This is a genomic window from Ruegeria sp. N11, from assembly GCF_056531525.1.
This window is the reverse complement of sequence record NZ_JBQFLX010000004.1, coordinates 216,883-241,598: the sequence shown is the minus strand read 5'-3', so window position 1 is coordinate 241,598 and position 24,716 is coordinate 216,883. Positions and strand designations below refer to the sequence as shown.

At 61.7% G+C, this 24,716-nt stretch carries 22 protein-coding genes; 10 read left to right on the top strand and 12 right to left on the bottom strand.

Going from position 1 to position 24,716, the window contains the following annotated elements; all coding sequences use genetic code 11:
- Positions 1 to 474 precede the first annotated feature (474 nt).
- Both ACR0J8_RS06230 and ACR0J8_RS06225 read left to right on the top strand, forming a co-directional pair.
- Positions 475 to 786 carry a hypothetical protein gene (locus tag ACR0J8_RS06230; protein ID WP_170614710.1) on the top strand — a complete coding sequence of 104 codons (312 nt, stop codon included), beginning with the start codon at positions 475 to 477 and terminating at the stop codon, positions 784 to 786.
- Between the two features lie 65 nt (positions 787 to 851).
- Positions 852 to 1,802 carry a LysR family transcriptional regulator gene (locus ACR0J8_RS06225; protein WP_321254378.1) on the top strand — a complete coding sequence of 317 codons (951 nt, stop codon included), beginning with the start codon at positions 852 to 854 and terminating at the stop codon, positions 1,800 to 1,802.
- Here ACR0J8_RS06225 and ACR0J8_RS06220 read toward each other — a convergent pair.
- Positions 1,799 to 2,242 (bottom strand): low molecular weight protein-tyrosine-phosphatase, encoded by a 444-nt coding sequence (locus tag ACR0J8_RS06220; RefSeq protein WP_480524363.1) that lies wholly within the window; start codon positions 2,240 to 2,242, stop codon positions 1,799 to 1,801. The genes ACR0J8_RS06225 and ACR0J8_RS06220 overlap by 4 nt on opposite strands.
- Positions 2,243 to 2,270: 28 nt before the next feature.
- Between ACR0J8_RS06220 and ACR0J8_RS06215 the strand changes: the two genes are divergently transcribed.
- Positions 2,271 to 2,966 (top strand): NAD-dependent deacylase, encoded by a 696-nt coding sequence (locus ACR0J8_RS06215; RefSeq protein ID WP_480524362.1) that lies wholly within the window; start codon positions 2,271 to 2,273, stop codon positions 2,964 to 2,966.
- 61 nt (positions 2,967 to 3,027) lie between these two features.
- A complete protein-coding gene (locus ACR0J8_RS06210) occupies positions 3,028 to 3,636 on the top strand; it encodes an HdeD family acid-resistance protein (RefSeq protein WP_480524360.1) in 609 nt (202 codons plus the stop codon).
- A gap of 96 nt (positions 3,637 to 3,732) precedes the next feature.
- Here ACR0J8_RS06210 and ACR0J8_RS06205 read toward each other — a convergent pair whose 3' ends face one another.
- The 5 genes from ACR0J8_RS06205 to meaB form a co-directional block, all read right to left on the bottom strand.
- A complete protein-coding gene (locus ACR0J8_RS06205; RefSeq protein WP_480889195.1) occupies positions 3,733 to 4,206 on the bottom strand; it encodes a copper chaperone PCu(A)C in 474 nt (157 codons plus the stop codon).
- A 40-nt stretch (positions 4,207 to 4,246) separates the two neighbouring features.
- Complete coding sequence (locus ACR0J8_RS06200; RefSeq protein WP_480889192.1) at positions 4,247 to 4,597, bottom strand: hypothetical protein; 351 nt, start codon at positions 4,595 to 4,597, stop codon at positions 4,247 to 4,249.
- 397 nt (positions 4,598 to 4,994) lie between these two features.
- A complete protein-coding gene (gene rpmB / locus ACR0J8_RS06195; RefSeq protein WP_170614716.1) occupies positions 4,995 to 5,282 on the bottom strand; it encodes a 50S ribosomal protein L28 in 288 nt (95 codons plus the stop codon).
- A 222-nt stretch (positions 5,283 to 5,504) separates the two neighbouring features.
- The gene (locus ACR0J8_RS06190; RefSeq protein ID WP_480889189.1) at positions 5,505 to 6,641 is read right to left on the bottom strand and encodes a Hint domain-containing protein; all 1,137 of its coding nucleotides are present in this window, start codon (positions 6,639 to 6,641) and stop codon (positions 5,505 to 5,507) included.
- 165 nt (positions 6,642 to 6,806) lie between these two features.
- Positions 6,807 to 7,784: a methylmalonyl Co-A mutase-associated GTPase MeaB gene (gene meaB / locus ACR0J8_RS06185; RefSeq protein WP_480889187.1), complete on the bottom strand. Its 978-nt coding sequence runs from the start codon at positions 7,782 to 7,784 to the stop codon at positions 6,807 to 6,809.
- A gap of 123 nt (positions 7,785 to 7,907) precedes the next feature.
- Between meaB and hrpB the strand changes: the two genes are divergently transcribed.
- From hrpB to ACR0J8_RS06170, 3 genes are all read left to right on the top strand, one after another.
- A complete protein-coding gene (gene hrpB / locus ACR0J8_RS06180; RefSeq protein ID WP_480524352.1) occupies positions 7,908 to 10,355 on the top strand; it encodes an ATP-dependent helicase HrpB in 2,448 nt (815 codons plus the stop codon).
- Between the two features lie 177 nt (positions 10,356 to 10,532).
- A complete protein-coding gene (locus ACR0J8_RS06175; RefSeq protein WP_170614720.1) occupies positions 10,533 to 10,991 on the top strand; it encodes an NUDIX hydrolase in 459 nt (152 codons plus the stop codon).
- Positions 10,992 to 11,081: 90 nt separating this feature from the next.
- Complete coding sequence (locus tag ACR0J8_RS06170; protein ID WP_321254394.1) at positions 11,082 to 12,560, top strand: inorganic phosphate transporter; 1,479 nt, start codon at positions 11,082 to 11,084, stop codon at positions 12,558 to 12,560.
- Between the two features lie 6 nt (positions 12,561 to 12,566).
- Here the strand turns inward: ACR0J8_RS06170 and ACR0J8_RS06165 are convergent, their stop codons facing one another.
- The gene (locus ACR0J8_RS06165; RefSeq protein WP_480524348.1) at positions 12,567 to 13,541 is read right to left on the bottom strand and encodes a 2-dehydropantoate 2-reductase; all 975 of its coding nucleotides are present in this window, start codon (positions 13,539 to 13,541) and stop codon (positions 12,567 to 12,569) included.
- Positions 13,542 to 13,812: 271 nt separating this feature from the next.
- Between ACR0J8_RS06165 and ACR0J8_RS06160 the strand changes: the two genes are divergently transcribed.
- The gene (locus ACR0J8_RS06160) at positions 13,813 to 14,412 is read left to right on the top strand and encodes a response regulator (protein ID WP_480889183.1); all 600 of its coding nucleotides are present in this window, start codon (positions 13,813 to 13,815) and stop codon (positions 14,410 to 14,412) included.
- Positions 14,413 to 14,745: 333 nt separating this feature from the next.
- On the opposite strand, the gene aspS is transcribed toward ACR0J8_RS06160, so the two are convergent.
- The 4 genes from aspS to ACR0J8_RS06140 all read right to left on the bottom strand — a co-directional run bounded on the left by aspS (position 14,746) and on the right by ACR0J8_RS06140 (position 18,998).
- Entirely contained in the window at positions 14,746 to 16,521 is a 1,776-nt protein-coding gene (gene aspS / locus ACR0J8_RS06155; protein ID WP_480524345.1) for an aspartate--tRNA ligase, read from the bottom strand.
- A 79-nt stretch (positions 16,522 to 16,600) separates the two neighbouring features.
- Positions 16,601 to 17,272, bottom strand: coding sequence for a CPBP family intramembrane glutamic endopeptidase (locus ACR0J8_RS06150; RefSeq protein WP_480524343.1), 672 nt, complete (start codon positions 17,270 to 17,272; stop codon positions 16,601 to 16,603).
- The gene (locus ACR0J8_RS06145) at positions 17,269 to 17,916 is read right to left on the bottom strand and encodes an aminotransferase class IV family protein (protein ID WP_480524342.1); all 648 of its coding nucleotides are present in this window, start codon (positions 17,914 to 17,916) and stop codon (positions 17,269 to 17,271) included. The genes ACR0J8_RS06150 and ACR0J8_RS06145 overlap by 4 nt, the downstream gene beginning before the upstream one ends.
- Positions 17,871 to 18,998, bottom strand: coding sequence for an aminodeoxychorismate synthase component I (locus ACR0J8_RS06140; protein ID WP_480524340.1), 1,128 nt, complete (start codon positions 18,996 to 18,998; stop codon positions 17,871 to 17,873). The genes ACR0J8_RS06145 and ACR0J8_RS06140 overlap by 46 nt, the downstream gene beginning before the upstream one ends.
- A gap of 178 nt (positions 18,999 to 19,176) precedes the next feature.
- Here ACR0J8_RS06140 and carB point away from each other — a divergent pair, with 178 nt between their 5' ends.
- Positions 19,177 to 22,530, top strand: a complete 3,354-nt coding sequence (gene carB, locus ACR0J8_RS06135; protein ID WP_480524338.1) for a carbamoyl-phosphate synthase large subunit — start codon at positions 19,177 to 19,179, stop codon at positions 22,528 to 22,530.
- Positions 22,531 to 22,750: 220 nt separating this feature from the next.
- Positions 22,751 to 23,875, top strand: a complete 1,125-nt coding sequence (locus ACR0J8_RS06130) for a beta-ketoacyl-ACP synthase III (protein ID WP_480524337.1) — start codon at positions 22,751 to 22,753, stop codon at positions 23,873 to 23,875.
- 65 nt (positions 23,876 to 23,940) lie between these two features.
- Here ACR0J8_RS06130 and ACR0J8_RS06125 read toward each other — a convergent pair whose 3' ends face one another.
- On the bottom strand, positions 23,941 to 24,402 hold the full coding sequence (locus ACR0J8_RS06125) for a hypothetical protein (protein WP_480524335.1): 462 nt from the start codon (positions 24,400 to 24,402) through the stop codon (positions 23,941 to 23,943).
- Between the last annotated feature and the right edge of the window lie 314 nt (positions 24,403 to 24,716).

Genomic DNA, 24,716 nt, shown 5'->3' with positions numbered 1-24,716 from the left:
ACTGCAATCGGAACCTGAGCCAAGAAAGAATTGGAGCTTGGCAAACGAATGCCGACAATACTGTGCTCTGCGGTGGGTTGCAGTGAAACTGCCGTCACCTGCATCGGCAATCGTGTCTTGCCTGAGGGACGATGCTGAAGGTTGGATTGGAAGACCTGCAGGTCTGGTGCGCGCAGAGCTGATCCTGCCGAAGAAGGGGTCATTCGATGGAACATTCCGGTCGCCGGGGCCAGTGCATACTGCCGAGTATTCCAGACAATCGAAGGGTCAATTGAAGCTGTTCAAGAGTGGTTGGCGTTCCTGCCTTGAACGGTGCCGGGGTTGAAGCCCGGCCTACGGGTGTGGCGGGGGTGACCACGGCAATCACTTTTTCGCAACGCATGATTGATCCGAACCCCCGATTAATTCATACTCCGCCGCAGACCGAGAGGGGCACAAGACCCGTCCGGGCAGGCAAAAAAACGAGGCTCGAGTATGAAACAGTTCCTCTTAATCGCATTCTGTGCGGCGTCGCTGACGGCGGTGGCTCCGGCCCCTTCCTATGCGGCCAAGATCAAACAGGCATGTCTGGCGTCCGACCGGGCGGCGGCGACGCGGGATCGGTGCAGCTGCATTCAGCATGTGGCCAATCAGGCATTGACGCGCAGCGACCAGAAGACCGTCGCCAAGTGGTTTACCGACCCACACAAGGCGCAGGAGTTGAAGATGTCGAAAACTGCGCGCGATGACGCGCTGTGGGATCGGTATCAGAACTTCGGCCAGATGGCGCAGGCGATCTGCAGCTAAGCCGGACGCAATCCTTGACCTGACGCCCGCTGCCCCTCAGAAAAGGCGCAGCGAGAGGATTTTGCATGGTTATGAAAGGGCTGAGCTTGCGCGGCCTCGAAGTGTTCGAGGCGCTGGCGCGGACGGGATCGGTAGCGCAGGCGGCCGAGATCACCGGGCTCAGCCAGCCGTCGGTCAGCCAGCAGTTGCGCAATCTGGAAAACGCGCTGGGGGCTGAACTGGTGGATCACGGGCGGCGACCGATGCGGCTGACGCAGGCCGGGCGCAGCTTTCTGGCCCGGACCAGGGCCGTGCTGGCCGAATTGCAGATGGCGCAGAGCGAGCTTTCCGTGATGGACCTGGGGCATCTGGCCACGCTGTCCATCGGTCTGATCGACGATTTCGACAACGAACTGACCCCACGCCTGGCAACGTTGCTGGCCGACAGCCTGACCCGGTCGAAATTCAAGCTGATCACGCTGTCCAGCCTTGACCTGTTTCAGGCGCTTGAGGAGCAGCGGTTGCATCTGGCGGTCTCGGCCCATAGCGGCGAGGTGCTGGAGGGGGTGGTCGAGTATCCCCTGGTCCGCGATCCGTTCATACTGGTGGCCCCCAAGGGCGCCGGAGGTGTGGAGGCCGCGCTGCGGGACTTGCCGTTCCTGCGGTATGCCCGCGAACAGTTGATCAGCCGCCAGATCGAGAGCCAGTTGGCGCGGCAGCAGGTCGAGTTCGAGGAACGGTTCGAGATCGGCTCGCACCTGGCGCTGATGGCGATGGTGGCGCGGGGCTTGGGCTGGGCGATCACCACACCGCTGGGCTATATGCGGGCGGCGCGGTTTCATGACGGGCTTGAAGTCTACCCGGCCCCGTTCGGAGAGTTTTCGCGCACCATCTCACTGTTCACCCGCACGGACTGGCCCGACGAGGTTCCGCGCGAGATTGCGGGCATGATTCAAAGGCTGATGCGGAGCCATATCCTTGACCCCGCGATCGAGCAGGTGCCGTGGCTCAGCGACCGGCTGAAGGTGATCGGCTAATCCCTCAGGTGGGCGTCAAGCCCTTCGACCGCCGCTTCGATCAGGTCAAGCGCACCGTCAAAATCACGGGTATAGTACGGATCGGGCACATGATCGGCCCCGGTCTGGGGCGCGAAGTCCGTCAGCAGGCGGACAGAGGTTTGGTTGCCCGGTGGGCGCAAGGCCTCGATGTCTGCGATGTTGCTGGCGTCCATCCCGATGATCAGGTCGAACCGGTTGAAATCGGCCGCCAGGAACTGCCGCGCGCGCAGGTCGCTCAGGTCGATGCCCCGGGTGCGGGCGGCGGTCTGCATCGGGCCATAGGGCGGATTGCCGGTGTGCCAGCCCATGGTGCCGGCGCTGTCGGTTTCGTGCTGCGGGGCACGGGCGCGGAACACGCCCTCGGCCGCGGGTGAGCGGCAGATGTTGCCGAGACAGACAAACAGGATACGGTGGGTCATAGTCCAAGGTGTAGCGCGCGGAGGAGACATGGGAAAGATCGTCATTCTGACCGGAGCCGGAATTTCAGCCGAAAGCGGCTTGAGCACGTTTCGCGATGAAGGCGGATTATGGGCGCAACACCGCATCGAAGACGTGGCCACGCCCGAAGGTTTTGCCCGCGATCCGGCGCTGGTCCACGGGTTCTACAATGCCCGCAGAAAACAGGCCGCGCAGGTGCAGCCAAACGCGGCGCATGAAGCCTTGGCGCGGCTGCAGCGGGATTGGCACGGAGACGTGGTCATCGTGACCCAGAATGTCGACGGCTTGCATGAGGCGGGCGGGGCCAAAGGGGTCATCCATATGCATGGCACTCTGGCCGGCGCATTGTGTTCAGCCTGCAATCATCGCTGGCAGGCCCCGACGGAAATGGCGGTGGGCGAGCGTTGTCCCGCATGTGACCATCCAACCGCCCGCCCCGATGTCGTGTGGTTTGGCGAGATGCCCTATTTCATGGACGACATCTATGATCACCTGGCCGAAGCCGCGATCTTTGCCGCCATCGGCACATCGGGTCAGGTCTATCCTGCGGCGGCTTTTGTGCACGAGGCGCAGGCCGCCGGGGCGCGGACGATCGAGCTGAACCTTGAACCGTCCTCCGGAGCGTCCCATTTTGATGAGACGGTATTTGGCCCGGCCACACAGATCGTGCCCGGGTGGGTGGATCGGCTGCTGGATCGGACCTGATGCCATCCGTTACAATCGGGTTCACGCGTATTGGAATAAGACCCGAAAACAGGAGACCCAGATGGAGGAACATCAGACCCGGAGCGGTGAAGTTCTGGAAGACGGCACATTTGCAGGGCGGGACGCGCTTGGTGACAAGCTCGCCAATCTTTGGTGGACATTCCTGCTGCGTGGGCTGATGGCCGCCGCACTTGGGCTTGCGGCCCTGTTCTGGCCGACCGGCAGCATCACGGTTCTGTTGCAACTGGTCGGTCTTTTGCTGATTCTCGATGGCGGGCTGACGTTGCTGGGGTTCGGGCGGCGCGGGCTGATTGGCGGGTTTGGCATCGGCGCCGTGCTGATTGGAATGATCCTGCTGATCTGGCCCGAAGGAACCGCCCGGCTTGCCTTCTTCCTGCTTGGGGCCTGGGCGCTGATTGTGGGGATCGGATCCGTCATGACATGGCGGCAGATGCACCAGATGGACCCGGCAGGGCCGACCCTGCGCAATTCCGGAATCATCGCCATTCTGATCGGTTTGGTTCTGATGTTCTGGCCCGGCAGCGGGTTGGTTGCGCTGGGATGGGCTATTGCGTTTTCTGCGCTGGCATTTGCCGCCGTAATGTTCTGGCTGACGGCCCGGTTCAAACGGGCCCATGACCGGATCGCCCTGCGTGTCGTCAACAGATAGCAAACATACCCGGACCGCCAAAGGGCAACAGGCCGGGCTAAACCCGGCCTGACGCATGGATGACGGCCGCAGAGCGGCCTGAAGACAGGCGTTGGTTCAGTTGGAATGCGAGCCGTGGCCGCCCTGATCCTGACGCTCGAGATCGACCGGGACCTCGACCGTGACTTCACCGGCCTGCTCGAAGATCAGGGTGACAGGAACGGTCGCGCCCTGCTCGAACGGCTGCTTCAGACCCATGAACATCACGTGATCGCCGCCGCGTTTCAGCATGTGAACCTCGCCCGCCGGGATGGCAAAGCCTTCCTCGACATGCATCATCTTGGCGACGCCGTTTTCGTCTACCTTGTGGGTATGAAGCTCGACCCGTGCCGCCACATCCGACGTCACACCGACCAGGCGGTCATCCTGACCGCTGTCATTCCGGATCATCATGAAAGCTGCGCCGGCCTTGGCCGATTTGCCCGAGGATCTGGCATAGGCGTCTTCGACCAGGATCAGGTCCTGGGCAAATGCGGTAGTGGCCATGGCTACGGTGGCGATGGTGGCGAACAGGGTGGATTTGAAGGACATTGTGCCTCTCCTTTGATTGGATCTGAAAACTGGTTTGGAATCAGATCAGAAAAGGAGGCGCGCGGGCCGGTTTGCGCGGCAGCGTCCGGGCGACGAGGTTTTCGGCCACCGGCAATGGGGCCGGTTGCGAAAGGCGCGGAGCAGCAGGCAACTCGGGTTGCGCCGCCGCCAACGCCCCCAGAAGGCTCAGGGCGTAGTCAGGGCAGTAATGCGGGGCTTTGGTGGGCTGGCCGTCTTCGTCCATGTAGACGACAACCGGGCCGGTTCCGGTGCACAGCACCATCTGACCAACGGCGCGGTCCATCCCCCGCGATACAGCCACCCCCTGCCCGGTCAGAATGACGAGCAGGGAAATGGCCAGAGCCAGATTTTGCTTGAATACGGATCTCATCTTATCCGCGATATACGCCCGCTTTCGCGCGCGTCACAAGGGCATTCGCCTGCGTCCTTTTCTCCGCGTCAGGTATCCACGCCGTTACGACGGACCTGGCTTTTGGTCAGGCTGGTGTGAAGATGGTTCACCCGTCTCTGCATCCGCGTGCAGGCCGCAAAGGTTCTGGCGCAAACGGTAGCCAACAGAGAGAAAAAGTAAAACGATTTTAACGACATATCCACAATCTCCACCGGAATTGCGAGTCAGACAATAGACCTGCCACGGATGGGCGTCTGTGAACAATTTCACGAAAGAGAATAAAACTATTTCTCTTTGAGGAACAGTTTGCAATCAGGCCAAGAAAAAGGCCCCGCACCGGGCGGGTGCAGGGCCAAAACTCTTGCTGTGAAAAAGATCAGGCCGAGGCTTGTGCCTTGGCGATTTCCTTTTTCACTTTCAGCGCGTTTGCCGACAGCTCATCGTCTTTGGCTTTGGCGAGGAACGCGTCCAGACCACCGCGGTGATCAACCGAACGCAGAGCAGCAGCCGAGATGCGCAGCTTGACGCCACGGCCCAGTGTTTCGGACTGCAGAGTAACGTCGTTCAGGTTCGGCAGAAAGCGACGCTTGGTTTTGTTATTGGCGTGGCTGACATTGTTGCCAGTCATCGGGCCTTTTCCGGTCAGTTCGCAACGGCGCGACATGGTTTCTTCCTTTGTTTCTGGAGGCCGGGCTACTGCCTGCGGCCAAATCACAAGGGGCGCAACCCGAAGTCGCGCCCGAAAACTGGTTGGATGCGTGTAGTGGGAATCGGCGGAAGGGTCAAGACGGATGCTGCGAATTCTTTCCGACACCTTCGGAGGTAATCCGCGATGTCAGACCGGGCTATCCGTTTCGGGCAAAAATCGCAATCTTTTCTGCCCGGATCACGAGTTCAGAAGCAGGGGCTTGTTGTTGCGCAAGTGGCGCGCGACCAGCCGTGCCTGTTGCGGCCCGCGCGGAATAAAACGGGCGGGATGCGACTCATGTGTCACGTCCGCCAGTTCCGGGAAAATGGCGAAAATCTCCTCGCGCGCCGCATCGCTGAGGGTCTTGAGCGCTTCGGGTCCGGTGAAAAGGCTTTCGGTGGGGGCGTCTTCGGCGAAGATGATCTCGTGCCGGTCGAAGAGCAGGTGAAAATACTCTACCTCAGCCAGCGTGTCATCAACATGGATACCCGGCAGTTGCGTCAGCTTGATTGCGGGGATCAGCACCTCGGGTGCGCCGAACATGCGCATGGCGATTTTCGACCGCACCACCATGCGGTGCTGCCGGGAGACCAACAGATCCTGCTGCGGCAACCCGCCGCCCAGGGCTCCGGCATGGATCCGGACGGGTCGGGTTTTGGGGTTGGCGGCAAGAACCTTTGCGCCCATGCGGCGGCGACCGATCCAGCGAATGGGCTGCAGCCCGTGGCCGCCAGTGGGAATTCTGTCGCCCGTGCGCAGGTTTTGGATGGGCACGGGTCCGTGTTCGGTCTGAATTTCCGTGTCGCGGGTAAAGCAGGGAACACCGGCTCCGTTTTCGAAGGTGGAATAGGTGACGGTACTGCCCGACGGCAGGGTGAACGTGCCACTGGACAACGAATAGCCGGTCCCGGCCACAACCGTGATGGTGCCAAATGTGTTGTCGGTGATGACCGTGCCCGCAGGCAGGTTCAGCGTATCGGTTCCGCTGCCACCGCGTATATCGCCGGACACATTGGTGCTTTGGAAATCGAGCGTATCATTGCCGCCGCCCAGGCGGATGTTGGAAACGTCCGACCCACGGACGGTGACCGTGTCGCCTGCGCCGCCGGCCGCCAGCGTGCCGCCGATGGTGCTGTCCGTGATGGTGATGTCATCGCTTCCGGCATTGCCGCGCACATCACCCACGATCGTGCTGTTCGAGACGTTGATGACGTCATTGCCCTGCCGCCCACGGATATTGTCGATCGGTGAACCCTGCGGCGTGCCGTTCAGGGTGCCGTTGTTGTTGGTGACGTCGATGTTGTCGGCACCGTTGGTGCCATTGATATTGGGCATGATCGACAGTTCCCGTTGATCTGTTCAGCCTGGCTCCTGCCCTGCGGCATCAACATGTGCCGCCTTGAGGGACGAGCGCCCGAGCGCCCGGATCCCGTTAAGTATTCATATATAATACAACATCAGATGGAATCGCACCACCTTTGCCGGAACTCCGGCCCGAAACTACTGCCCGGATAGGGTGCCGAGCATACGATCCGCCGCTGCGGTGGGGCTGATATCGCCCGAACCGACCTTGGCGCTCAGCCGCTCCATCTCGGCGCGGATTTCGGGTGCGTCAAGCTGCGCCAGAAGGGCATGGCGCACCTCCTGTTCGAACCAGAAGCGGGCCTGCGCAGCCCGGTTCGCGTGCCAATGACCGTTGTCGCGGCGCCATTGGGTGAGGGATTGCATCTCGTCCCAGGCCTGCTCCAGCCCATGCTCCTCGACCGCCGAGACGGTCATCGCCTTCGGAAAACCTTCGGGGTCCTGCGGACGTTTGCGCAGCAGGCGCAACGCACCGGCATAATCGGCGCAAGTGCGGGTGGCAGTGGCCTTCAGGTCGCCGTCGGCCTTGTTGACCAGAATCATGTCGGCCATTTCCATGATGCCGCGCTTGACGCCCTGCAATTCGTCGCCGCCTGCGGGCGCAAGCAGCAGCAGGAACAGATCGGACATTTCCGACACCACGGTCTCGGACTGGCCGACGCCCACGGTTTCGATCAGCACCACGTCAAAGCCGGCCGCTTCGCACAGGGCAATCGCCTCGCGCGTGCGGCGGGCAACACCGCCCAGGTGGCTTTGGCTGGGGGACGGGCGAATAAAAGCGTTCTTCTCGCGGCTCAGCCGTTCCATCCGGGTCTTGTCGCCCAGAATCGAGCCGCCCGAGCGGGCCGAGCTGGGGTCGACCGCCAGAACCGCGACGCGCAGCCCTTGCCCCGTCAGCATCATGCCAAAGCTTTCGATGAAGGTGGATTTGCCGACACCCGGCGTCCCCGAAAGGCCGATCCGCAGCGATTGCCGATCCGCTGTTGCCAGATGGGACAGCAATTCGGCGGCCTGCGCCCGGTGATCGGCGCGGCGGCTTTCGACCAACGTGATGGCGCGTGCCAGCGCGCGGCGGTCGCCCTGCAGAATTCTGTCCCCAAGCTCGGCGGTGTTCATGGATGGGTCCCTCGTCGAAATTTGCCCTAGATGACGGAGTGGACCCGGGTTTGTCCAGTGCCCGCGGCAAGGTTTCGGCGCACGCGTTCTGGACCTTGGCGGTGCCATTGGGGATAAGGCGGCATGACCCGACTGCCGATAGATGATGCCCTGCCCGATCTGATCTCAGCGCTGAAGGCGCGGGGCCGTGCCGTGTTGCAGGCCCCGCCCGGCGCAGGCAAGACCACCCGGGTGCCTCTGGCGATGCTCGAGGCCGGCCTGTGCGATGGCCGGATCGTGATGCTGGAACCCCGGCGTCTGGCTGCGCGGGCGGCGGCCGAGCGCATGGCCGAAACCCTGGGAGAGCGCGCGGGACAGACCGTAGGGTACCGTGTGCGCGGCGATGTCAAAGTCTCGAAAACGACCCGGATCGAGGTTGTGACCGAAGGTATTCTGACCCGGATGCTGCAGTCCGAACCCGACCTGCCGGGTATTGGCGCGGTGATTTTCGATGAATTTCACGAACGGTCCTTGAATGCCGATCTGGGTCTGGCCCTGTGTCTTGAGGTCACGGGTGCGTTGCGGGACGACCTGATCTTGCTGGCGATGTCGGCGACACTGGATGCAGAACCGGTGGGGCAGCTGATGGATGCCCCCCTGGTGACGTCAGAAGGGCGCAGCTACCCGGTTGAAACACGCTGGCTGGACCGGCCTTTGAGCGCGCAGGCACGACGGCTGGATGCGCTGGTCGATCTGGTCGTGCGGGCCGAGCGTGACAGCCGCGCGGCAGGCGGCGGGATGCTGGTGTTTCTGCCGGGCGAGGGTGAAATCCGGCGGACCGAGGCGGCCTTGTCGGGGCGGTTGCCCGGCGACTGCGTGGTACGGCCCTTGTTCGGGGCTATGCCCTTTGCCGCCCAGCGCGCCGCAATTGCGCCAGTTGATCAGGGGCGCAAGGTGGTGCTGGCAACCTCGATTGCCGAAACCTCTCTGACCATCCCCGACATACGGGTGGTGGTCGACATGGGACAGGCGCGACGGGCGCGGTTCGATGCCGGATCGGGCATGTCCCGGCTGGTGACCGAACGGGTCACGCGGGCCGAGGCCATTCAGCGCGCGGGCCGAGCCGGTCGTGTCGCCGAAGGCCTGTGCTATCGGCTGTGGTCGAAAGGCGAGGATGGCGCCATGGCCGCCTACCCACCCGCCGAGATCGAAGCGGCGGATCTGACCGGACTGGCGCTGGAGCTTGCATTGTGGGGGGCCGAACCGGGCGATCTGGCATTTCTGACGCCACCACCCGAGGGGGCCATGTCAGAAGCTCGGGCACTGTTGGCGATGCTGGGTGCGCTGGATGCCCGTGGGCGGATCACTGATCACGGGCGGGCGCTTGCGGCGCTGCCCCTGCACCCTCGGTTGGGGCACATGCTGGTGCACGCGGGTGCTGACGCCGCGCCGCTGGCGGCGTTGATGGCCGAACGGGATCCGTTGAAGGGCGCGCCAGCCGATCTGTCCCTTCGACTTGAGGCATTACGAGACCCACGCGCTTTCCAGCGCAATCGGGTCTGGCCTGTGAACATGAGTGTCGTGGAGCGCATCAAGGGTGAAACCAGGCGGTTGCAGGCGCGGTCCGGCGGGGCCGGTGAATTGTCCCCTGCGGCCATGGCGGCGCTGGCCTATCCCGACCGCGTCGGTCAGCGGCGCAAGGGGGACGTACCACGATATGTCCTTTCAGGCGGCAAGGGTGTTGTGCTGGACAATGGCGACACGCTGGCCGCCGCACCCTATCTGGTGGTGATCGATACGGACGGAAACCCGCGTGAGGCCCGCGTACGAATGGCGGTGCAGATCACCGAGCGGGACATCCGCGACCTGTTCATCGATCAGATCGCATGGATCGACAGTTGCGACTGGTCCAGGCGCGAACGCAGGGTCGTGGCCCGCCAGCAGGAAAGGTTCGGGGCGATCGCTCTGGACGACAGGACCTGGAAGGACGTGCCCGCAGAACAGGTGGCGCGCGCCATGTTGGACGGTGTACGCGATCTGGGGTTGCGCCTGGACGGGGCCGCCGCCCGGCTTGCCGCCCGGGTGGAACTGGTCCGGGCCGGAGGGGTGGACCTGCCGGATTTCTCGGTCGAAGGGCTGATGGCGGATCTGGAAAGCTGGTTGCTGCCGATGTTGGCGGGCGTGCGCAATGCAGAAGACTGGAAACGCTTCGATCTGTTGCCTGCCCTGCGGGGGCGACTGGACTGGACGCAGACGCAGGAGCTGGACCGCCGCGCACCAGGATCGTTCGAGACGCCGCTGGGTCGGAAAATTCCGATCGACTATGGCGGGGCGGTGCCCGAAATCTCGGTCCGGTTGCAGGAAATGTTCGGAGTGACGCGCCACCCGGTCATCGGGGATGAACCGTTGAAGATCACCCTGCTGTCGCCGGCACAGCGTCCGATCCAGATCACGCGCGATTTGCCGGGTTTCTGGGCGGGGTCCTATGCGGATGTGCGCAAGGATATGCGGGCGCAATATCCCAAACACCCCTGGCCGGAAGATCCGACTCAGGCCGACCCGACCCTTCGCGCCAACAGGCGCCACAAGTGAAGACAGCTCCCCGCGCGGGATTTTCAGTGAATTTTCGTGACCGCCACCGGGTGTTCGTGAGCACGTGGTAGAGTCGGAGCGGCAACACTTTCCGGAAATGAAAGCTCGTTGAAAACACTCCGTTAGGTTCCTAAATGATATCTGCCTAATGTAGGTTATGGAAACTGACGCGAACACATGAAAAACAAGCTACAAAAGCTCTGGAACGAGGTCGGCAAACCTCTGTTTCAGCGCCCGGAACGGGTGCAGTTTGCCGCGCTTTGCACACGCAGAACCGAAACCGGTGAGGATGTTCTGCTGATCACCAGCCGCGAAACCAAAAGGTGGGTCATTCCCAAGGGCTGGCCGATTGACGGCCTCGACGGGGCCGAGACCGCTTTGCAGGAAGCGTGGGAAGAGGCCGGCGTGCGGGCCACTTCTTTCGACAAAACACCGATCGGGCATTTCACCTATGACAAGATCCTGAAGGACGGCACATCCCAGGCGGTCCGGACAAATGTCTACCGCATACCGGTGACGGAACTGTCGGATCAATACCCCGAGGCGCATGAGCGTCAGCGGTGCTGGGTGTCGCCCAAAGTGGCCGCGGAACGTGTGAACGAGCCGGAATTGCGCGATTTGCTGCTGCATTTGTAACAGTAAAACGTAAAATTGATGACATGTCGGTTGCCCAACCTGCCGAAAACCGTTAGCGGCCTGCATCCAAATCCCTAACGGCCCAAACAGATGTCAGAATCGCAGACCAAATCCCGCTGGCGCGCACTGGACAGCGACCTTCACCGTATTTCACGGCTCGAGCATGCGAATGCGCATGTGGCGCGGCCGTTGCTGGCCCCGGGGATCGCGCTGGCCTTCATCGCGCTGGCCGGTTTGTCCGCAGCGGTACTGTTCGGTCAGGCCGATGGCAGTCTGATCGTGGTCGCGGCCGCAGGGTTCGGGGCCTATATGGCGATCAATATCGGCGCCAATGACGTGGCCAACAATATGGGCCCTGCGGTAGGTGCCAACGCTCTGACCATGGGCGGTGCGATCCTGATCGCCGCCGTGGCCGAAAGCGCCGGAGCTTTGTTGGCCGGCGGCGATGTGGTTTCGACCATCTCGAAAGGCATCATCGATCCGATGTCGGTGCAAAACAACAACGTCTTCATATGGGCGATGATGGCTGCGCTGATTTCATCGGCTATGTGGGTCAACCTGGCCACCTGGATCGGCGCGCCGGTGTCCACGACCCATTCGGTGGTCGGCGGCGTCATGGGCGCCGGAATTGCGGCGGCCGGGCTGAGCGCGGTGAGCTGGGGCACCATGGGTGCAATTGCCGCCAGCTGGGTCATTTCGCCGGTGCTGGGCGGCGCAATCGCCGCCTGTTTCCTTGCGCTGATCAAGGCCAGGATCCAGTATCAGGACGACAAGATTGCCGCTGCCCGCTTTTGGGTTCCGATCCTCGTCGCGGTCATGGCGGGGGCATTTGCCACCTATCTGTCCGTCAAGGGCCTGAAGCGGATCGTGAAGATCGATCTGGAATACGCCCTGCTGATCGGTCTGGCCGCAGCCCTGCTGGTCTGGGCGGTTACCGTGCCTTGGGTGCGTCGAAAGTCCGAAGGTCTTGAAAACCGCACCCGGTCGCTGAAAACCCTGTTCGGGTTGCCTCTGGTGATTTCGGCCACGTTTCTGAGTTTTGCCCACGGTGCCAATGACGTCGCCAACGCGGTTGGCCCGCTTGCTGCGATTGTGCACGCGGCAGAATTCGGAGATTTCTCGGCCAAGGTGTCCATTCCCACATGGGTGATGGTCATCGGAGCCTTCGGCATTTCGTTTGGCCTGTTCCTGTTCGGCCCCAAGCTGATCCGTATGGTCGGAAGCCAGATCACCAAACTGAACCCGATGCGCGCATTCTGCGTGGCCCTGTCGGCAGCCATTACGGTGATCTTCGCCAGTTGGCTGGGCCTGCCCGTCAGCTCGACCCACATCGCTGTGGGCGCGGTTTTCGGGGTTGGCTTCTACCGCGAGTGGCACTCGGACCGCCGACGGAAAGTTACCAACCGCCGGCGCTCGTCCGAGTTGCAGCTGGCACCTGAAGAGTACCAACGCCGCAAGCTGGTACGCCGGTCACATTTCATGACCATTGTGGCGGCATGGGTCATTACCGTGCCTGCGGCAGCGGCAATGTCTGCGGTGATTTTCTGGGTGCTGACGGCGTTTTCCTGAGCTGTCTCAAGCCCGAATCCGGTCCGGAGTCAAAGGCTCGGCGGGGGCCCTTTCGATCAGGGCCCGCACCTTTTCGCATAGTGGCGCCGAAGTGCCGGCTTCACTGGCGATGCGAACGATCTCCCCCTGCAAACTGTCGATTTCTGTCGGCCGGCCTGCCGCCAGATCATAGGCCATGGACGTGCGTGCGCTGGGGTCAATGGTCAGCATCCGGGATGCAATCCGGGTAAAAAGCGGTGTTGGCAGACGCAAAACATATGGCGTCATCCACGCCGGAAGCGGCGTGGTCGAGGCCACGGGATGACCGGCGGCCTTCAGCACGCGCAGTGCCTCACCCATCTGATCGGCCATCAAACACCGCCACGCCCGGTTCATGAGCTGTTCGCGCAGGGTCAGGCCGGACAGGGCATTCAGGGCGTTGTTAAGATTTATGACCAGTTTGCCCCATTGCACCGCCTGAATATCGTCACTTTCAGACACCGGCAAATCCGCGCTGCCCAGCGTCTGGCCCAATGCGCCCGTTCCGCTTTCGATAACGATATCGCCTGATGTTGCCCGGTGGAAACAGGCGGGTTCTGTCGGCACAACGTTGAATGGCACCATTCCGGCGCGCACATCGCGCCCCGGCAAGGCTGCGCGCAGGATGCGTGCGTTTTCCATACCATTTTGCCACGACACAATCGGTGCGCTTGTCGGGGTGAAGCGGGCTATATCCGCCGCCACATCCGCTGTGGCGCCCGTTTTGACCGACACAATCACGATCCCGGCCCGGGACAGGCAGGCCGGGTCTTCGCTCAGGGTCAATCTGTCCGGCACGATGTGACGATGCAGACCCGAGAAATCGGTCACCGTCAAGCCCTGCCCCCGGATCGGGTCCAGAATTCGGGCGCGACCCAGCAAGGTGACCTGATGCCCCGCATCGGCCAGTAACGCGCCGCAATAGCACCCGATGCTGCCGGCTCCGGCAATGACGATGTTCATGACGGCCCTCCTGCCGTTGGCGGGTCAGAAGGTTTGGTAGCACGGGCCGACGGGAAACGGCCAGTGTTTGCCTCTGGCGTGCAGTGCAAAATTAACCCTGTGTTAGCCAGGAGATCGTAGCGTGAGGCATCTGCTGATCAGGAGGTCTGCCATGGACGATTCGAACCCTTTCGAGGCCACACGCCCTTTGCCCACCGCCACGCGCCCGCTTTTGGGGCAAACCATTCTGGTTGTCGAGGACAGCCGTTAGGCCTGCGATGCGATCCGGCTGATGTGTCTGCACAGCGGCGCGCGGATCCGGCGGGCGGACTGTCTGACATCTGCGCGGCATCATCTGAAGATCTATCGCCCATCGGTCATTCTGGTTGACATAGGGTTGCCCGACGGGCCCGGGGCGGACCTGATTGCCGAGCTTAACGAGGCCTCGCCCCGGATCGGCGTCATTCTGGGCCTGTCCGGCGATGACTGTGCCGAGAAACTGGCAATGCAGGCTGGTGCAGACGGTTTTCTGAACAAGCCCCTGAACTCTCTGGCCTGTTTTCAGCGCACCATTCTGGAGTTGCTGCCCGAAGATGGCCGCCCCGGCGGACTGCATGCCATCCAGGATGAGGTTATACGCCCCGATCCGATGGCCTATCAGGACGACATGGCCCATATCGCCGACGTTCTGGCCGGGCCAAACGACCACCGGACGCTGGACTATGCCGCGCAATTCCTGACCGGCGTGGCCCGCGATGCGGAAGACACGGTGCTGGCAGATGCCGCGCAAAAACTGGCCGCGTCCCGGGCTGCGGGTGCGCCTGTCACCGCGCGGGCGGCGCAGGTGGCCGGTATCGTTCAGTCCCGCTTACAACAGCGGGAGGCGATCTGACATGGTCACGGCGTATTTCATCACGGCCACGCTGCTGTTTCTATGGGCCTACCGGCAGACGCGCACGGCGGCGCGCAGCATTCGGAACAACCGGCAGCATCTGGAAAACCCGCTGGACTGATCCGCTGATCGTTGTCCGGTCGGACCCCTGCGTGAGTGGTGAGGTCAGGATGCCGAGTGGAAAGGCCTTAACGCCCCGCGCAGAATGAGGCGGGTTCGTGTGGATTAAGGGATTGCATCACCGGTCAGCGCATATCGATGCCCGGAACCTATGGCGCGATCCCGGAAACGGCCCGTCAGGGCAACCGCCCGCGCAAGGCGGGCGTTACCGGATCACTCCTGCGGAATGAGGCGCAAGCCCAGTTCCATCAACTGATCCGAGGTCGGATCGGACGGGGCGTCCATCATCAGATCCTCGGCGCGCTGGTTCATCGGGAACATCATGACTTCGCGGATGTTCGCCTCATCCGCCAGCAGCATAACGATCCGGTCGATACCGGCAGCACAGCCGCCGTGCGGCGGCGCGCCATAGTGGAAGGCGTTGAACAAGGCGCCGAAGCGGGACTTGACTTCGTCCTCGCCATACCCAGCCAGTTCAAAGGCCTTCAGCATGATTTCGGGCTTGTGATTCCGGATTGCGCCCGAAACAAGTTCGTACCCGTTGCAGGCCAGATCATACTGATAGCCGCGCACGTCCAGCGGATTGCCGTTCAGCGCCTCCATCCCGCCTTGCGGCATCGAGAACGGGTTGTGCTCAAAATCGATCGCACCGGTTTCCTCGTCCTGCTCGTAGATTGGGAAATCCACGATCCAGGCAAAGGCGAAGCGGTCCTTCTCGGTCAGATTCAGTTCTTCGCCGATCACGTCGCGCGCTTTGCCTGCAACCTTTTCAAAGGCTTTCGGCTTGCCGCCCAGGAAGAAAGCCGCATCGCCGACACCCAGACCCAACTGCTGACGGATCGCCTCGGTCCGCTCGGGGCCGATGTTCTTGGCCAGCGGGCCAGCGGCCTCCATGCCTTCGCCCTGATCGCGCCAGAAGATGTAGCCCATACCGGGCAGACCTTCTTTCTGGGCAAAGGCGTTCATACGGTCACAGAACTTTCGGCTGCCACCAGTCGGCGCAGGGATGGCGCGGATTTCGGTGCCTTCCTGCTCGAGCAGCTTCGCGAAAATCGCGAAGCCAGACCCGCGGAAGTGGTCGGAGACCACTTGCATTTTGATAGGATTGCGCAGGTCGGGCTTGTCGGTGCCGTACCACAGGGCCGAGTCCTTGTAGGAAATCTGCGGCCAGTCCTGATCGACCTTGCGACCACCGCCGAATTCTTCGAACACGCCGGTCAGAACGGGTTGGATGGTATCGAACACATCCTGCTGCTCGACAAACGACATCTCGAGGTCGAGCTGGTAGAAATCGGTAGGCGAGCGGTCGGCGCGAGGGTCTTCGTCGCGAAAGCACGGCGCGATCTGGAAATACTTGTCGAAGCCCGACACCATGATCAGCTGCTTGAACTGCTGCGGGGCCTGCGGCAGGGCGTAGAACTTGCCCGGATGCAGGCGCGAAGGCACCAGGAAGTCGCGCGCGCCCTCGGGCGACGAGGCGGTGATGATCGGCGTCTGATACTCGCGGAAGCCCTGATCCCACATACGCTTGCGCATCGATGCGACAACGTCCGAGCGCAGGGTCATGTTCTGCTGCATGGCCTCGCGGCGCAGGTCCAGATAGCGATAGCGCAGGCGGGTTTCCTCGGGGTATTCCTGATCGCCAAAGACCATCAGCGGCAATTCTTCGGCGGCGCCCAGCACTTCGAGTTCGCGGACATACACCTCGATCTCGCCGGTCGGCAATTTCGGGTTCACCAGTTCGGCATCACGCGCCTTGACAGTGCCGTCGATGCGGATGCACCACTCGGACCGCACCTTTTCCAGGGCAGCAAAGGCGGCGCTGTCGCCGTCGCACAGCACCTGGGTTACGCCGAAATGGTCGCGCAGATCGATGAACAGCACGCCGCCGTGATCTCGGACCCGATGCACCCAGCCGGACAGGCGGACGGTTTCACCGACATTGGCGGCGGTCAGAGCGGCGCAGGTGTGGCTGCGGTAGGCGTGCATGGATCATATCCCTTCGGGCGCAGAATTCGTCGCGCCGATACACCCCGTCGGGCTTGGAAAGTCAAGGCAGGTCGCGCCGTCAAAACGGCCTTTGCACGTTGCCCGAGTAGAAATAGACGCCCAGCCCGGCCGCGAAGATGATATTGCCCGCAATCGCGTGCAGCAGCACCGCGTAGAAAAACGACCCGCGCTTGCGGTAGGCCCAGGTGAACAGCAACCCGCCGCCGAAGGTCATAAGGGCGACAATCCAGCTCCAATACATCAGGTGCGCTAGTGAAAACAGCGCGGCATTGAGAAGATAGGCCGCTCGGCTCTCCGGCAGGATCACGTGGTAGCGGCGGAAGAACAGGGGCCGGAAAAGCAACTCCTGAGGCAGGGCCGAGGCCAGCGGATACCCGAGCCAGATGATGGCCAGAAACTCGGGCCGGTGGAGCAGCAGGTAAAACGCTGCGTCCTGCCGTGTCCACAACACCAGGATCGAGCAGAACAGGGCCATGGCGAAGATGAACACCAACAGTTCGGCCCAGGACCAGTTGCGCCAGTTCCAGCGCAGCTCGGCCCATGAAAAGCCGGGCGTGTTGTGCAACAGAACGATCCCGATTGCCGTGAAGATGAATAGCATCGGAAACATCCAGTTCGGCGGGAAAAGGACGGCAATCAGGACCGGGACCGCGAAGAAGAACAATCCGAACTCCAGCCAGAGCCGGACACGGGTTGTCGGCGGAAGGGCCCATTCGCCAAACGCGCTCAATGCTGCACCAGTTCAGCCGGGATCAGGCCGCGCAGGGAATTGCCGACCCAGAGGTTCCGGGCGTTGCGCAGATCGGCCAGGGTAAGGACCGCCTGAGTGGTTTTTCCTGTTTCCAGAAGCTGTTGCCGCAGAATGCCCGGCAGAAGACCGCAGGTCAGTGCCGGTGTCAGGTGCTGGCCCCGCGAGGTTTCGATGAACAGGTTCGTTATGGTGCCCTCGCACAGCTCGTCCAGTTCGTTCAGGAAAATCAGCTCATCCGTTCCGGCAGGCAACGAGGCCCGGGCGGTGTCATAGGTTTCGCGTTGCGTGGTCTTGTGCCGCAACCAGATATCCGACGAAGACAGCCGTGTTTCGGCCACGGCAATCCGCCAGACCGCAGGATTGTCGGCCAACACACCGGTGGTCACCTCGAAACGACCCGACACGTCCATCGTCAGACGACACCGCAGCGGGGTATCGCCCGTTATGGTCTCCAGCGCCGATTGTGCGTCGTCCGGGGAAAACGGTAGGTGCAGGGCGTTTGCGGTGCGCTGCATCCGGTTCAGATGAAGATCCAGCCGGATCATCCCCTGGCCCGGCTGGTAGGCCAGTGTTTCAATCAGGCGGAAGTCAGTCTCGGCTGGCGGGCAAAGCGGGCTTTCCATAGCGCTTCCTCATATTCGGACGGGGCGGTGCTGTCCCAGACGACACCGCCGCCGACATTCAGCGTGGCCGCGCCGTTTTCCACCATCAGGGTACGGATCGCCACGTTGAATTCCGACCGTCCGTCCGGCGCTGCCCAGCCGATTGTGCCGCAATAAATGTCGCGCGGCCAGAGTTCGAGGTCGGACAAAATCTCCATCGCGCGGATTTTGGGCGCGCCGGTGATGGAGCCACAGGGAAAAAGTGCCGTGAGGATATCGGACAATTCCGCGCCCATATGAAGTTGCGCCTGCACCAGCGAGACCATCTGATGCACGGTGGCGTAGGTTTCCACCTTGAACAGTTCGGGCACCCGGACCGATCCGGGCAAGGCGACGCGGCTGATATCGTTGCGCAGCAGATCAACGATCATCAGGTTCTCGGCGCGGTTCTTGTCGTCGGTCGACAGGAATGCGCGGCGGCGGGCGTCTTCCGCCATGTCCTCGCTGCGCGGCTGAGTGCCTTTCATCGGGCGGGTTTCGATCCCGCGGTCGGCGTCGGTGCGGAAAAACAGCTCGGGCGAGCGGCTGAGCAGATCGGGCAGATCATCCTGCTCGATCAACGCGCCATGGCCGACAGGCTGGCCTGCAGCAAGGGCCGCGTATAGCGCGGCGCTGTCGCCTTCGACCGTCAGATCGATCGGAAAGGTCAGATTGGCCTGATAAATGTCCCCGGCCCCGATCGCGTCATGAACCTGCCGAAAGGCGCGGGTATACCGGGCCTCATCCCAGCGTGGCTGAAAACCGGTCACCCCGCCGGTGGCAGGGGGAAGATCACGCGTTGTGGGCGCGTCATAAACGCCAAAACACAGAAGCGGCAGGCGGCGATCTTCCGGCAGGTGGTCGTTCAGGCGCGGCTCTAAAACATAGCCAAGCTCGTAACTGGCGTAGCCTGCCAGCCATGCACCGTCAGCGCGCGCCGAATCCAGCGCCGCCATCGCCTGGGGCACGTCCTCCGCCCTGTCCGCGCGGATCACTCTGGCTGGCCGGTCGAAACTGGTTCCGGGTCCGGCTGGCCCCTGATCGAAACGAATTCGCACGTGCATCCTCAATTTTCCGTGCTGCGCGGTATAGAGAATACGGCGGTAAGGGAAAGAGGGGAAAGCGGCAATTTCATCCCTGTTTCCGATCCCCCTTGAACCTTTTGGCGCGGTCCCTATAACGCAGGACAATTTGGGCACTCGGAGGGTGCCCTGACTCGCGGACAATCGAAGGAACCAGGCCATGCCCAGAAGAACCGACATCCAGTCGATCATGATCATCGGGGCCGGCCCCATTGTCATCGGACAGGCCTGCGAATTCGACTATTCGGGCGCACAGGCCTGCAAAGCGCTGCGGGAAGAAGGGTACCGGGTCATTCTGGTGAACTCGAACCCCGCCACGATCATGACCGACCCCGGTCTTGCGGATGCCACCTATATCGAACCGATCACGCCCGAGGTGGTTGCCAAGATCATCGAGAAAGAGCGCCCCGACGCCCTGCTGCCCACGATGGGCGGGCAGACCGGTCTGAACACCTCGCTGGCTTTGGAAGAGATGGGTGTGCTCGAGAAGTTCGGGGTTGAGATGATTGGCGCCAAGCGCAATGCCATCGAAATGGCCGAGGACCGCGCCCTGTTCCGCGAGGCGATGGACCGGCTGGGTCTTGAGAACCCCAAGGCAACCATCGTGACCGCACCCAAGCGCGAGAACGGCTCCACCGATCTGGATGCCGGCGTACAAATGGCGTTGGATGAGCTGGAAGAAATCGGCCTGCCTGCGATCATCCGCCCCGCCTTTACACTGGGCGGAACCGGCGGTGGTGTTGCTTATAACCGCGAGGATTATATCCATTTTTGCCGCTCGGGCATGGATGCCTCGCCGGTGAACCAGATCCTCGTCGATGAAAGCCTGCTGGGCTGGAAGGAATACGAGATGGAGGTGGTGCGCGACACCGCCGACAACGCCATCATCGTCTGTTCCATCGAAAACGTGGACCCGATGGGCGTGCACACCGGCGACTCGATCACCGTGGCCCCTGCCCTGACGCTGACCGACAAGGAATACCAGATCATGCGCAACGGCTCGATCGCCGTTCTGCGTGAGATTGGCGTCGAAACAGGTGGGTCGAACGTGCAGTGGGCGATCAACCCCGAAGATGGCCGCATGGTCGTGATCGAGATGAACCCGCGCGTGTCGCGCTCCTCGGCGCTGGCCTCGAAAGCGACCGGTTTCCCGATTGCCAAGATCGCCGCCAAGCTTGCTGTGGGCTATACACTGGACGAACTGGACAACGACATCACCAAGGTCACGCCCGCGTCGTTCGAGCCAACCATCGACTATGTCGTCACCAAGATCCCGAAATTCGCCTTCGAGAAATTCCCGGGCTCGGAACCCTACCTGACCACCGCGATGAAGTCGGTGGGTGAGGCGATGTCCATCGGCCGCACGATCCACGAATCGATGCAGAAGGCGCTGGCGTCGATGGAATCGGGCCTGACCGGATTTGACGAGATCGAAATTCCGGGGTTGAGCATCGGCCTGTGGGACGAGGTCGAAAGCGGCGACGACAAGGCGCACGTCATCAAGGCGATCAGTCAGCAGACGCCCGACCGCCTTCGCACCATCGCGCAGGCCATGCGCCACGGCCTGACCGATGACGAGATTTTCGGCGTCACCAAGTTTGACCCGTGGTTCCTGGCACGCATCCGCGAGATCATCGAGGCCGAGCGCACGGTCCGCAAAGACGGCCTGCCGGTAACCGAGGACGGCATCCGCAAGCTGAAAATGCTTGGCTTCACCGATGCGCGTCTGGGCAATCTGTCTGGCCGCGACGAAGCAAACGTCCGCCGCGCCCGCCGCAACCTGGGTGTGAATGCCGTGTTCAAACGCATCGACACCTGTGCCGCCGAGTTCGAAGCGCAGACGCCCTATATGTACTCGACCTACGAAGCCCCGATGATGGGTGAGGTTGAATGCGAGGCACGTCCGTCGGACCGCAAGAAGGTTGTCATCCTCGGTGGTGGCCCGAACCGGATCGGTCAGGGGATCGAATTCGACTATTGCTGCTGTCACGCCTGTTTCGCGCTGACCGAGGCTGGGTATGAGACCATCATGGTCAACTGCAACCCCGAGACGGTCTCGACCGACTATGACACCTCGGACCGCCTGTATTTCGAGCCGCTGACCTTTGAACACGTCATGGAAATCCTGACGAAGGAACAGGAAAACGGCACGCTGCACGGTGTCATCGTTCAGTTCGGCGGTCAGACCCCGCTGAAACTGGCCAACGCGCTGGAGGCCGAAGGTATCCCGATCCTTGGCACCACACCGGACGCCATCGATCTGGCCGAAGACCGCGAACGGTTCCAGGCGCTGGTCAACGATCTGGGTCTTAAGCAGCCCAAGAACGGTATCGCCTCGACCGGCGAACAGGCGCTTGAGATCGCCGAAAAGATCGGTTTCCCGCTGGTGATCCGCCCGTCCTACGTGTTGGGTGGCCGCGCGATGGAAATCGTGCGCGATATGGATCAGCTGAAACGCTATATCAACGAGGCCGTGGTGGTTTCAGGCGACAGCCCGGTTCTGCTGGACAGCTATCTGGCCGGTGCGGTCGAACTGGACGTGGATGCCCTGTGCGACGGCACTGACGTGCATGTGGCCGGCATCATGCAGCATATCGAGGAAGCAGGTGTGCATTCGGGCGACTCGGCCTGTTCGCTGCCGCCTTATTCGTTGTCGAAAGAGATCATCGGCCAGATCAAGGAACAGGCGTTCAAACTGGCCAAGGCGCTGAACGTCGTCGGCCTGATGAACGTGCAGTTCGCGATCAAGGACGACGAGATTTTCCTGATCGAGGTCAACCCGCGCGCCTCGCGCACCGTGCCCTTCGTGGCCAAGGCGACCGACAGTGCGATTGCCTCGATTGCCGCGCGGGTGATGGCCGGAGAGAAACTGTCGAACTTTCCGATGCGTCCAGCCTACAAGACCGTGGACGACACCAAGATCGCCGATCAGATGACACTGGCCGACCCGGACATGCCGTGGTTTTCGGTTAAAGAGGCGGTGCTGCCCTTTGCCCGCTTCCCCGGCGTCGACACAATCCTAGGCCCCGAAATGCGCTCGACCGGGGAAGTGATGGGCTGGGACCGCAGCTTCCCGCGCGCCTTCCTGAAGGCGCAGATGGGCGCCGGGATGGTCCTGCCGTCTTCGGGGCGCGCGTTCATCTCGATCAAGGATGCGGACAAGGGCCGGACGATGCTTGAAGCGGCGCAGGTGCTGGTGGCGCAGGGCTTTACACTTGTCGCGACCCGGGGCACGCAAAGCTGGCTGGCTGAACAGGGCGTGCCCTGCGACGTGGTCAACAAGGTTTATGAAGGCCGCCCGGACGTGGTCGACATGCTGAAAGACGGTCAGGTTCAGTTGCTGATGAACACCACCGAAGGCGCGCAGGCGGTCGAGGACAGTAAGGCCATCCGCTCGATCGCGCTTTATGACAAGATCCCGTATTTCACCACAGCCGCTGCCAGCCATGCTGCCGCTCTGGCGATCAAGGCGCAGGCCGAGGGTGATGTCGAGGTCAGGTCGCTGCAGGGCTGACACGGTTCAGCGCCATTTGAATGTTACTCGAAACCCTCGGAGCATTCCGGGGGCTTTTTCTGGCTCGGGAAGGTTGTTCACATAGTCGGGTAAGCAAAAGCAATCACGCCGGAGGTTACATCACCCGGCGTGTTCCCGCGCATTCCCTTAGGTCACCCAACCTTGATCTGCCCGCCTTGCATCGGCATTTTGTGCTGATCCAGACCAATCAGGACCGACCATGTATACGCCTGCCATCACCGGCTCCGGGGTTTTCACACCCGAAAATGTCATCACCAATGCCGAGCTTGTCGAAGCGTTCAACGCCTATGCCGACAAACAGAACGCCGCGAACGCGCAGGCCATCGCGGACGGGCGCATGGAGGCGATGCAGCATTCGTCGGAAGAGTTCATCCTGAAGGCGTCAGGGATCGAAAACCGTTATGTGATGGACAAATCCGGCGTTCTGGATCCGGACGTGATGCACCCGCTTCTACGGCAGCGCGGCGATGATGAGCCGGGGATCATGACCGAAATGGCGGTGGATGCCTGCAAAAAGGCCATGACGCAGGCCGGTCGCACGGCGGATGACATTGATCTGGTGATCTGCGCTGCCTCGAACCACGAGCGCGCTTATCCTGCCATTGCGATCGAGATACAGCAGGCGCTTGGTATCTCGGGCTTCGGGTTTGACATGAATGTCGCCTGTTCCTCGGCCACGTTCGGGATTCAGGCGGCTGCGGATATGGTCCGGTCGGGGTCTGTCCGGGCGGCGCTGGTGGTCAACCCCGAGATCTGCTCGGGCCATCTGGAATGGCGCGACCGCGATTGCCACTTCATTTTCGGCGATGTTGCAACCGCCACGCTGATCGAGCGGCAGGAGGATGCCACGGGCGCCCATTTTGAGATTCTCTCGACCCGCTGCGCCACGGCATTTTCCAACAACATCCGCAACAACAACGGCTTTTTGCGCCGCGCCCGACCGGCCGGGATGGAAGATCGGCGCGACATGCAGTTCATGCAGAACGGGCGCAAGGTGTTCAAGGAGGTGCTGCCAATGGTCAGCCAGCACATCACCGATCACATGGAGGCCGAGGGGCTAGGCAATGACGATCTGAAACGGCTGTGGCTGCATCAGGCCAACAAGACCATGAACGATTTCATCGGCAAAAAGGTTCTGGGCCGCGTGCCCGATCCGGGTGAGCAGCCCAATATCCTGCAAGATTACGCTAACACCTCATCCGCCGGGTCGATCATTGCATTCTCGAAATACTCGGACGATTTGGAAGATGGCCAGATCGGCCTGATCTGTTCCTTCGGGGCCGGCTATTCGGTCGGGTCTGTCATCGTGAAGCGGAGAGGCTGAGTTCACAATCATTCGGGCAAGCGTCTGTTCACGAAAATCGCATCTCGGACCCGAGTTCCGGCGGTTCAGCTGACGCTTTCTTCTTCCAGATGCAGCTTCATTTCGATCAGCACCTGCTGCAACAGGCTGGTTTCTCTCAGCAGCCGCTTTGCCTCGTTCACGGTGATGATACCGTCTTCGATGGCAGCCTGGTATTCGGTCATCAGCATCGCAAAACGCTGACTTAAGGCGATGACATCCGAGTTCACGCCACCGGTGCGCGGTGTGTCGGAATTCCGGCCGTCATACGACAATGTGATGTTATTGAGATCGGCCAGCGCAGAGGTAACGTGGGGAAAGCCTGCCACCGTCTCAAGCCGCGCTACGGCGTCCACCGGCATGAACCGGTCACTGTGTTCGGCGTTGTCTGAATAGTACCGCCCAAGTGTCGCTTTGGACTTGCCCGTTATCTTACAGGCAGATTCGATTCCCACATCTTTGACCAGTGCTTCGGTATGCTTTTTCAGATAGGCCCCGATATCTGCCATTGTTTTACCTTTGTTACCTGTAATCACCCTTCAGCCGACCGCATTTGGGGGAAAGGGTGGGGTAATTTCCCATATTCGATTCATAATTGAAATGTCATATATTGGCTATCCCTCAGATATGCGGGGATTTTGTGAGTGAGTGGCGGCATTTCAAGCCGGTAATGAGTGATCGCGGAGCTGATTTTTGGCTCCGCTCTGTTTAGGCCATATGTTGGCCGACGGCGTCGTTGTTGTGGGCGCGCGGGTTCCATCCCCAGAGAGCATCTGCTCGGCCCATGCAACCGCAACGGCGACGTCGCTTCCTCAATGCCATT

Coding starts and splice junctions, on each gene's coding strand:
- rpmB (WP_170614716.1), bottom strand. CDS start 5,282: ATGTCGCGCCGTTGCGAACTGACCGGAAAAGGCCCGATGACTGGCAAC.
- ACR0J8_RS06215 (WP_480524362.1), top strand. CDS start 2,271: ATGGGAAAGATCGTCATTCTGACCGGAGCCGGAATTTCAGCCGAAAGC.
- ACR0J8_RS06190 (WP_480889189.1), bottom strand. CDS start 6,641: ATGCCCAATATCAATGGCACCAACGGTGCCGACAACATCGACGTCACC.
- ACR0J8_RS06165 (WP_480524348.1), bottom strand. CDS start 13,541: ATGAACATCGTCATTGCCGGAGCCGGCAGCATCGGGTGCTATTGCGGC.
- ACR0J8_RS06200 (WP_480889192.1), bottom strand. CDS start 4,597: ATGAGATCCGTATTCAAGCAAAATCTGGCTCTGGCCATTTCCCTGCTC.
- carB (WP_480524338.1), top strand. CDS start 19,177: ATGCCCAGAAGAACCGACATCCAGTCGATCATGATCATCGGGGCCGGC.
- ACR0J8_RS06210 (WP_480524360.1), top strand. CDS start 3,028: ATGGAGGAACATCAGACCCGGAGCGGTGAAGTTCTGGAAGACGGCACA.
- ACR0J8_RS06145 (WP_480524342.1), bottom strand. CDS start 17,916: ATGGAAAGCCCGCTTTGCCCGCCAGCCGAGACTGACTTCCGCCTGATT.
- ACR0J8_RS06130 (WP_480524337.1), top strand. CDS start 22,751: ATGTATACGCCTGCCATCACCGGCTCCGGGGTTTTCACACCCGAAAAT.
- ACR0J8_RS06175 (WP_170614720.1), top strand. CDS start 10,533: ATGAAAAACAAGCTACAAAAGCTCTGGAACGAGGTCGGCAAACCTCTG.
- ACR0J8_RS06225 (WP_321254378.1), top strand. CDS start 852: ATGGTTATGAAAGGGCTGAGCTTGCGCGGCCTCGAAGTGTTCGAGGCG.
- ACR0J8_RS06160 (WP_480889183.1), top strand. CDS start 13,813: ATGTGTCTGCACAGCGGCGCGCGGATCCGGCGGGCGGACTGTCTGACA.
- ACR0J8_RS06170 (WP_321254394.1), top strand. CDS start 11,082: ATGTCAGAATCGCAGACCAAATCCCGCTGGCGCGCACTGGACAGCGAC.
- aspS (WP_480524345.1), bottom strand. CDS start 16,521: ATGCACGCCTACCGCAGCCACACCTGCGCCGCTCTGACCGCCGCCAAT.
- ACR0J8_RS06125 (WP_480524335.1), bottom strand. CDS start 24,402: ATGGCAGATATCGGGGCCTATCTGAAAAAGCATACCGAAGCACTGGTC.
- ACR0J8_RS06220 (WP_480524363.1), bottom strand. CDS start 2,242: ATGACCCACCGTATCCTGTTTGTCTGTCTCGGCAACATCTGCCGCTCA.
- meaB (WP_480889187.1), bottom strand. CDS start 7,784: ATGAACACCGCCGAGCTTGGGGACAGAATTCTGCAGGGCGACCGCCGC.
- ACR0J8_RS06205 (WP_480889195.1), bottom strand. CDS start 4,206: ATGTCCTTCAAATCCACCCTGTTCGCCACCATCGCCACCGTAGCCATG.
- ACR0J8_RS06140 (WP_480524340.1), bottom strand. CDS start 18,998: ATGCACGTGCGAATTCGTTTCGATCAGGGGCCAGCCGGACCCGGAACC.
- hrpB (WP_480524352.1), top strand. CDS start 7,908: ATGACCCGACTGCCGATAGATGATGCCCTGCCCGATCTGATCTCAGCG.
- ACR0J8_RS06230 (WP_170614710.1), top strand. CDS start 475: ATGAAACAGTTCCTCTTAATCGCATTCTGTGCGGCGTCGCTGACGGCG.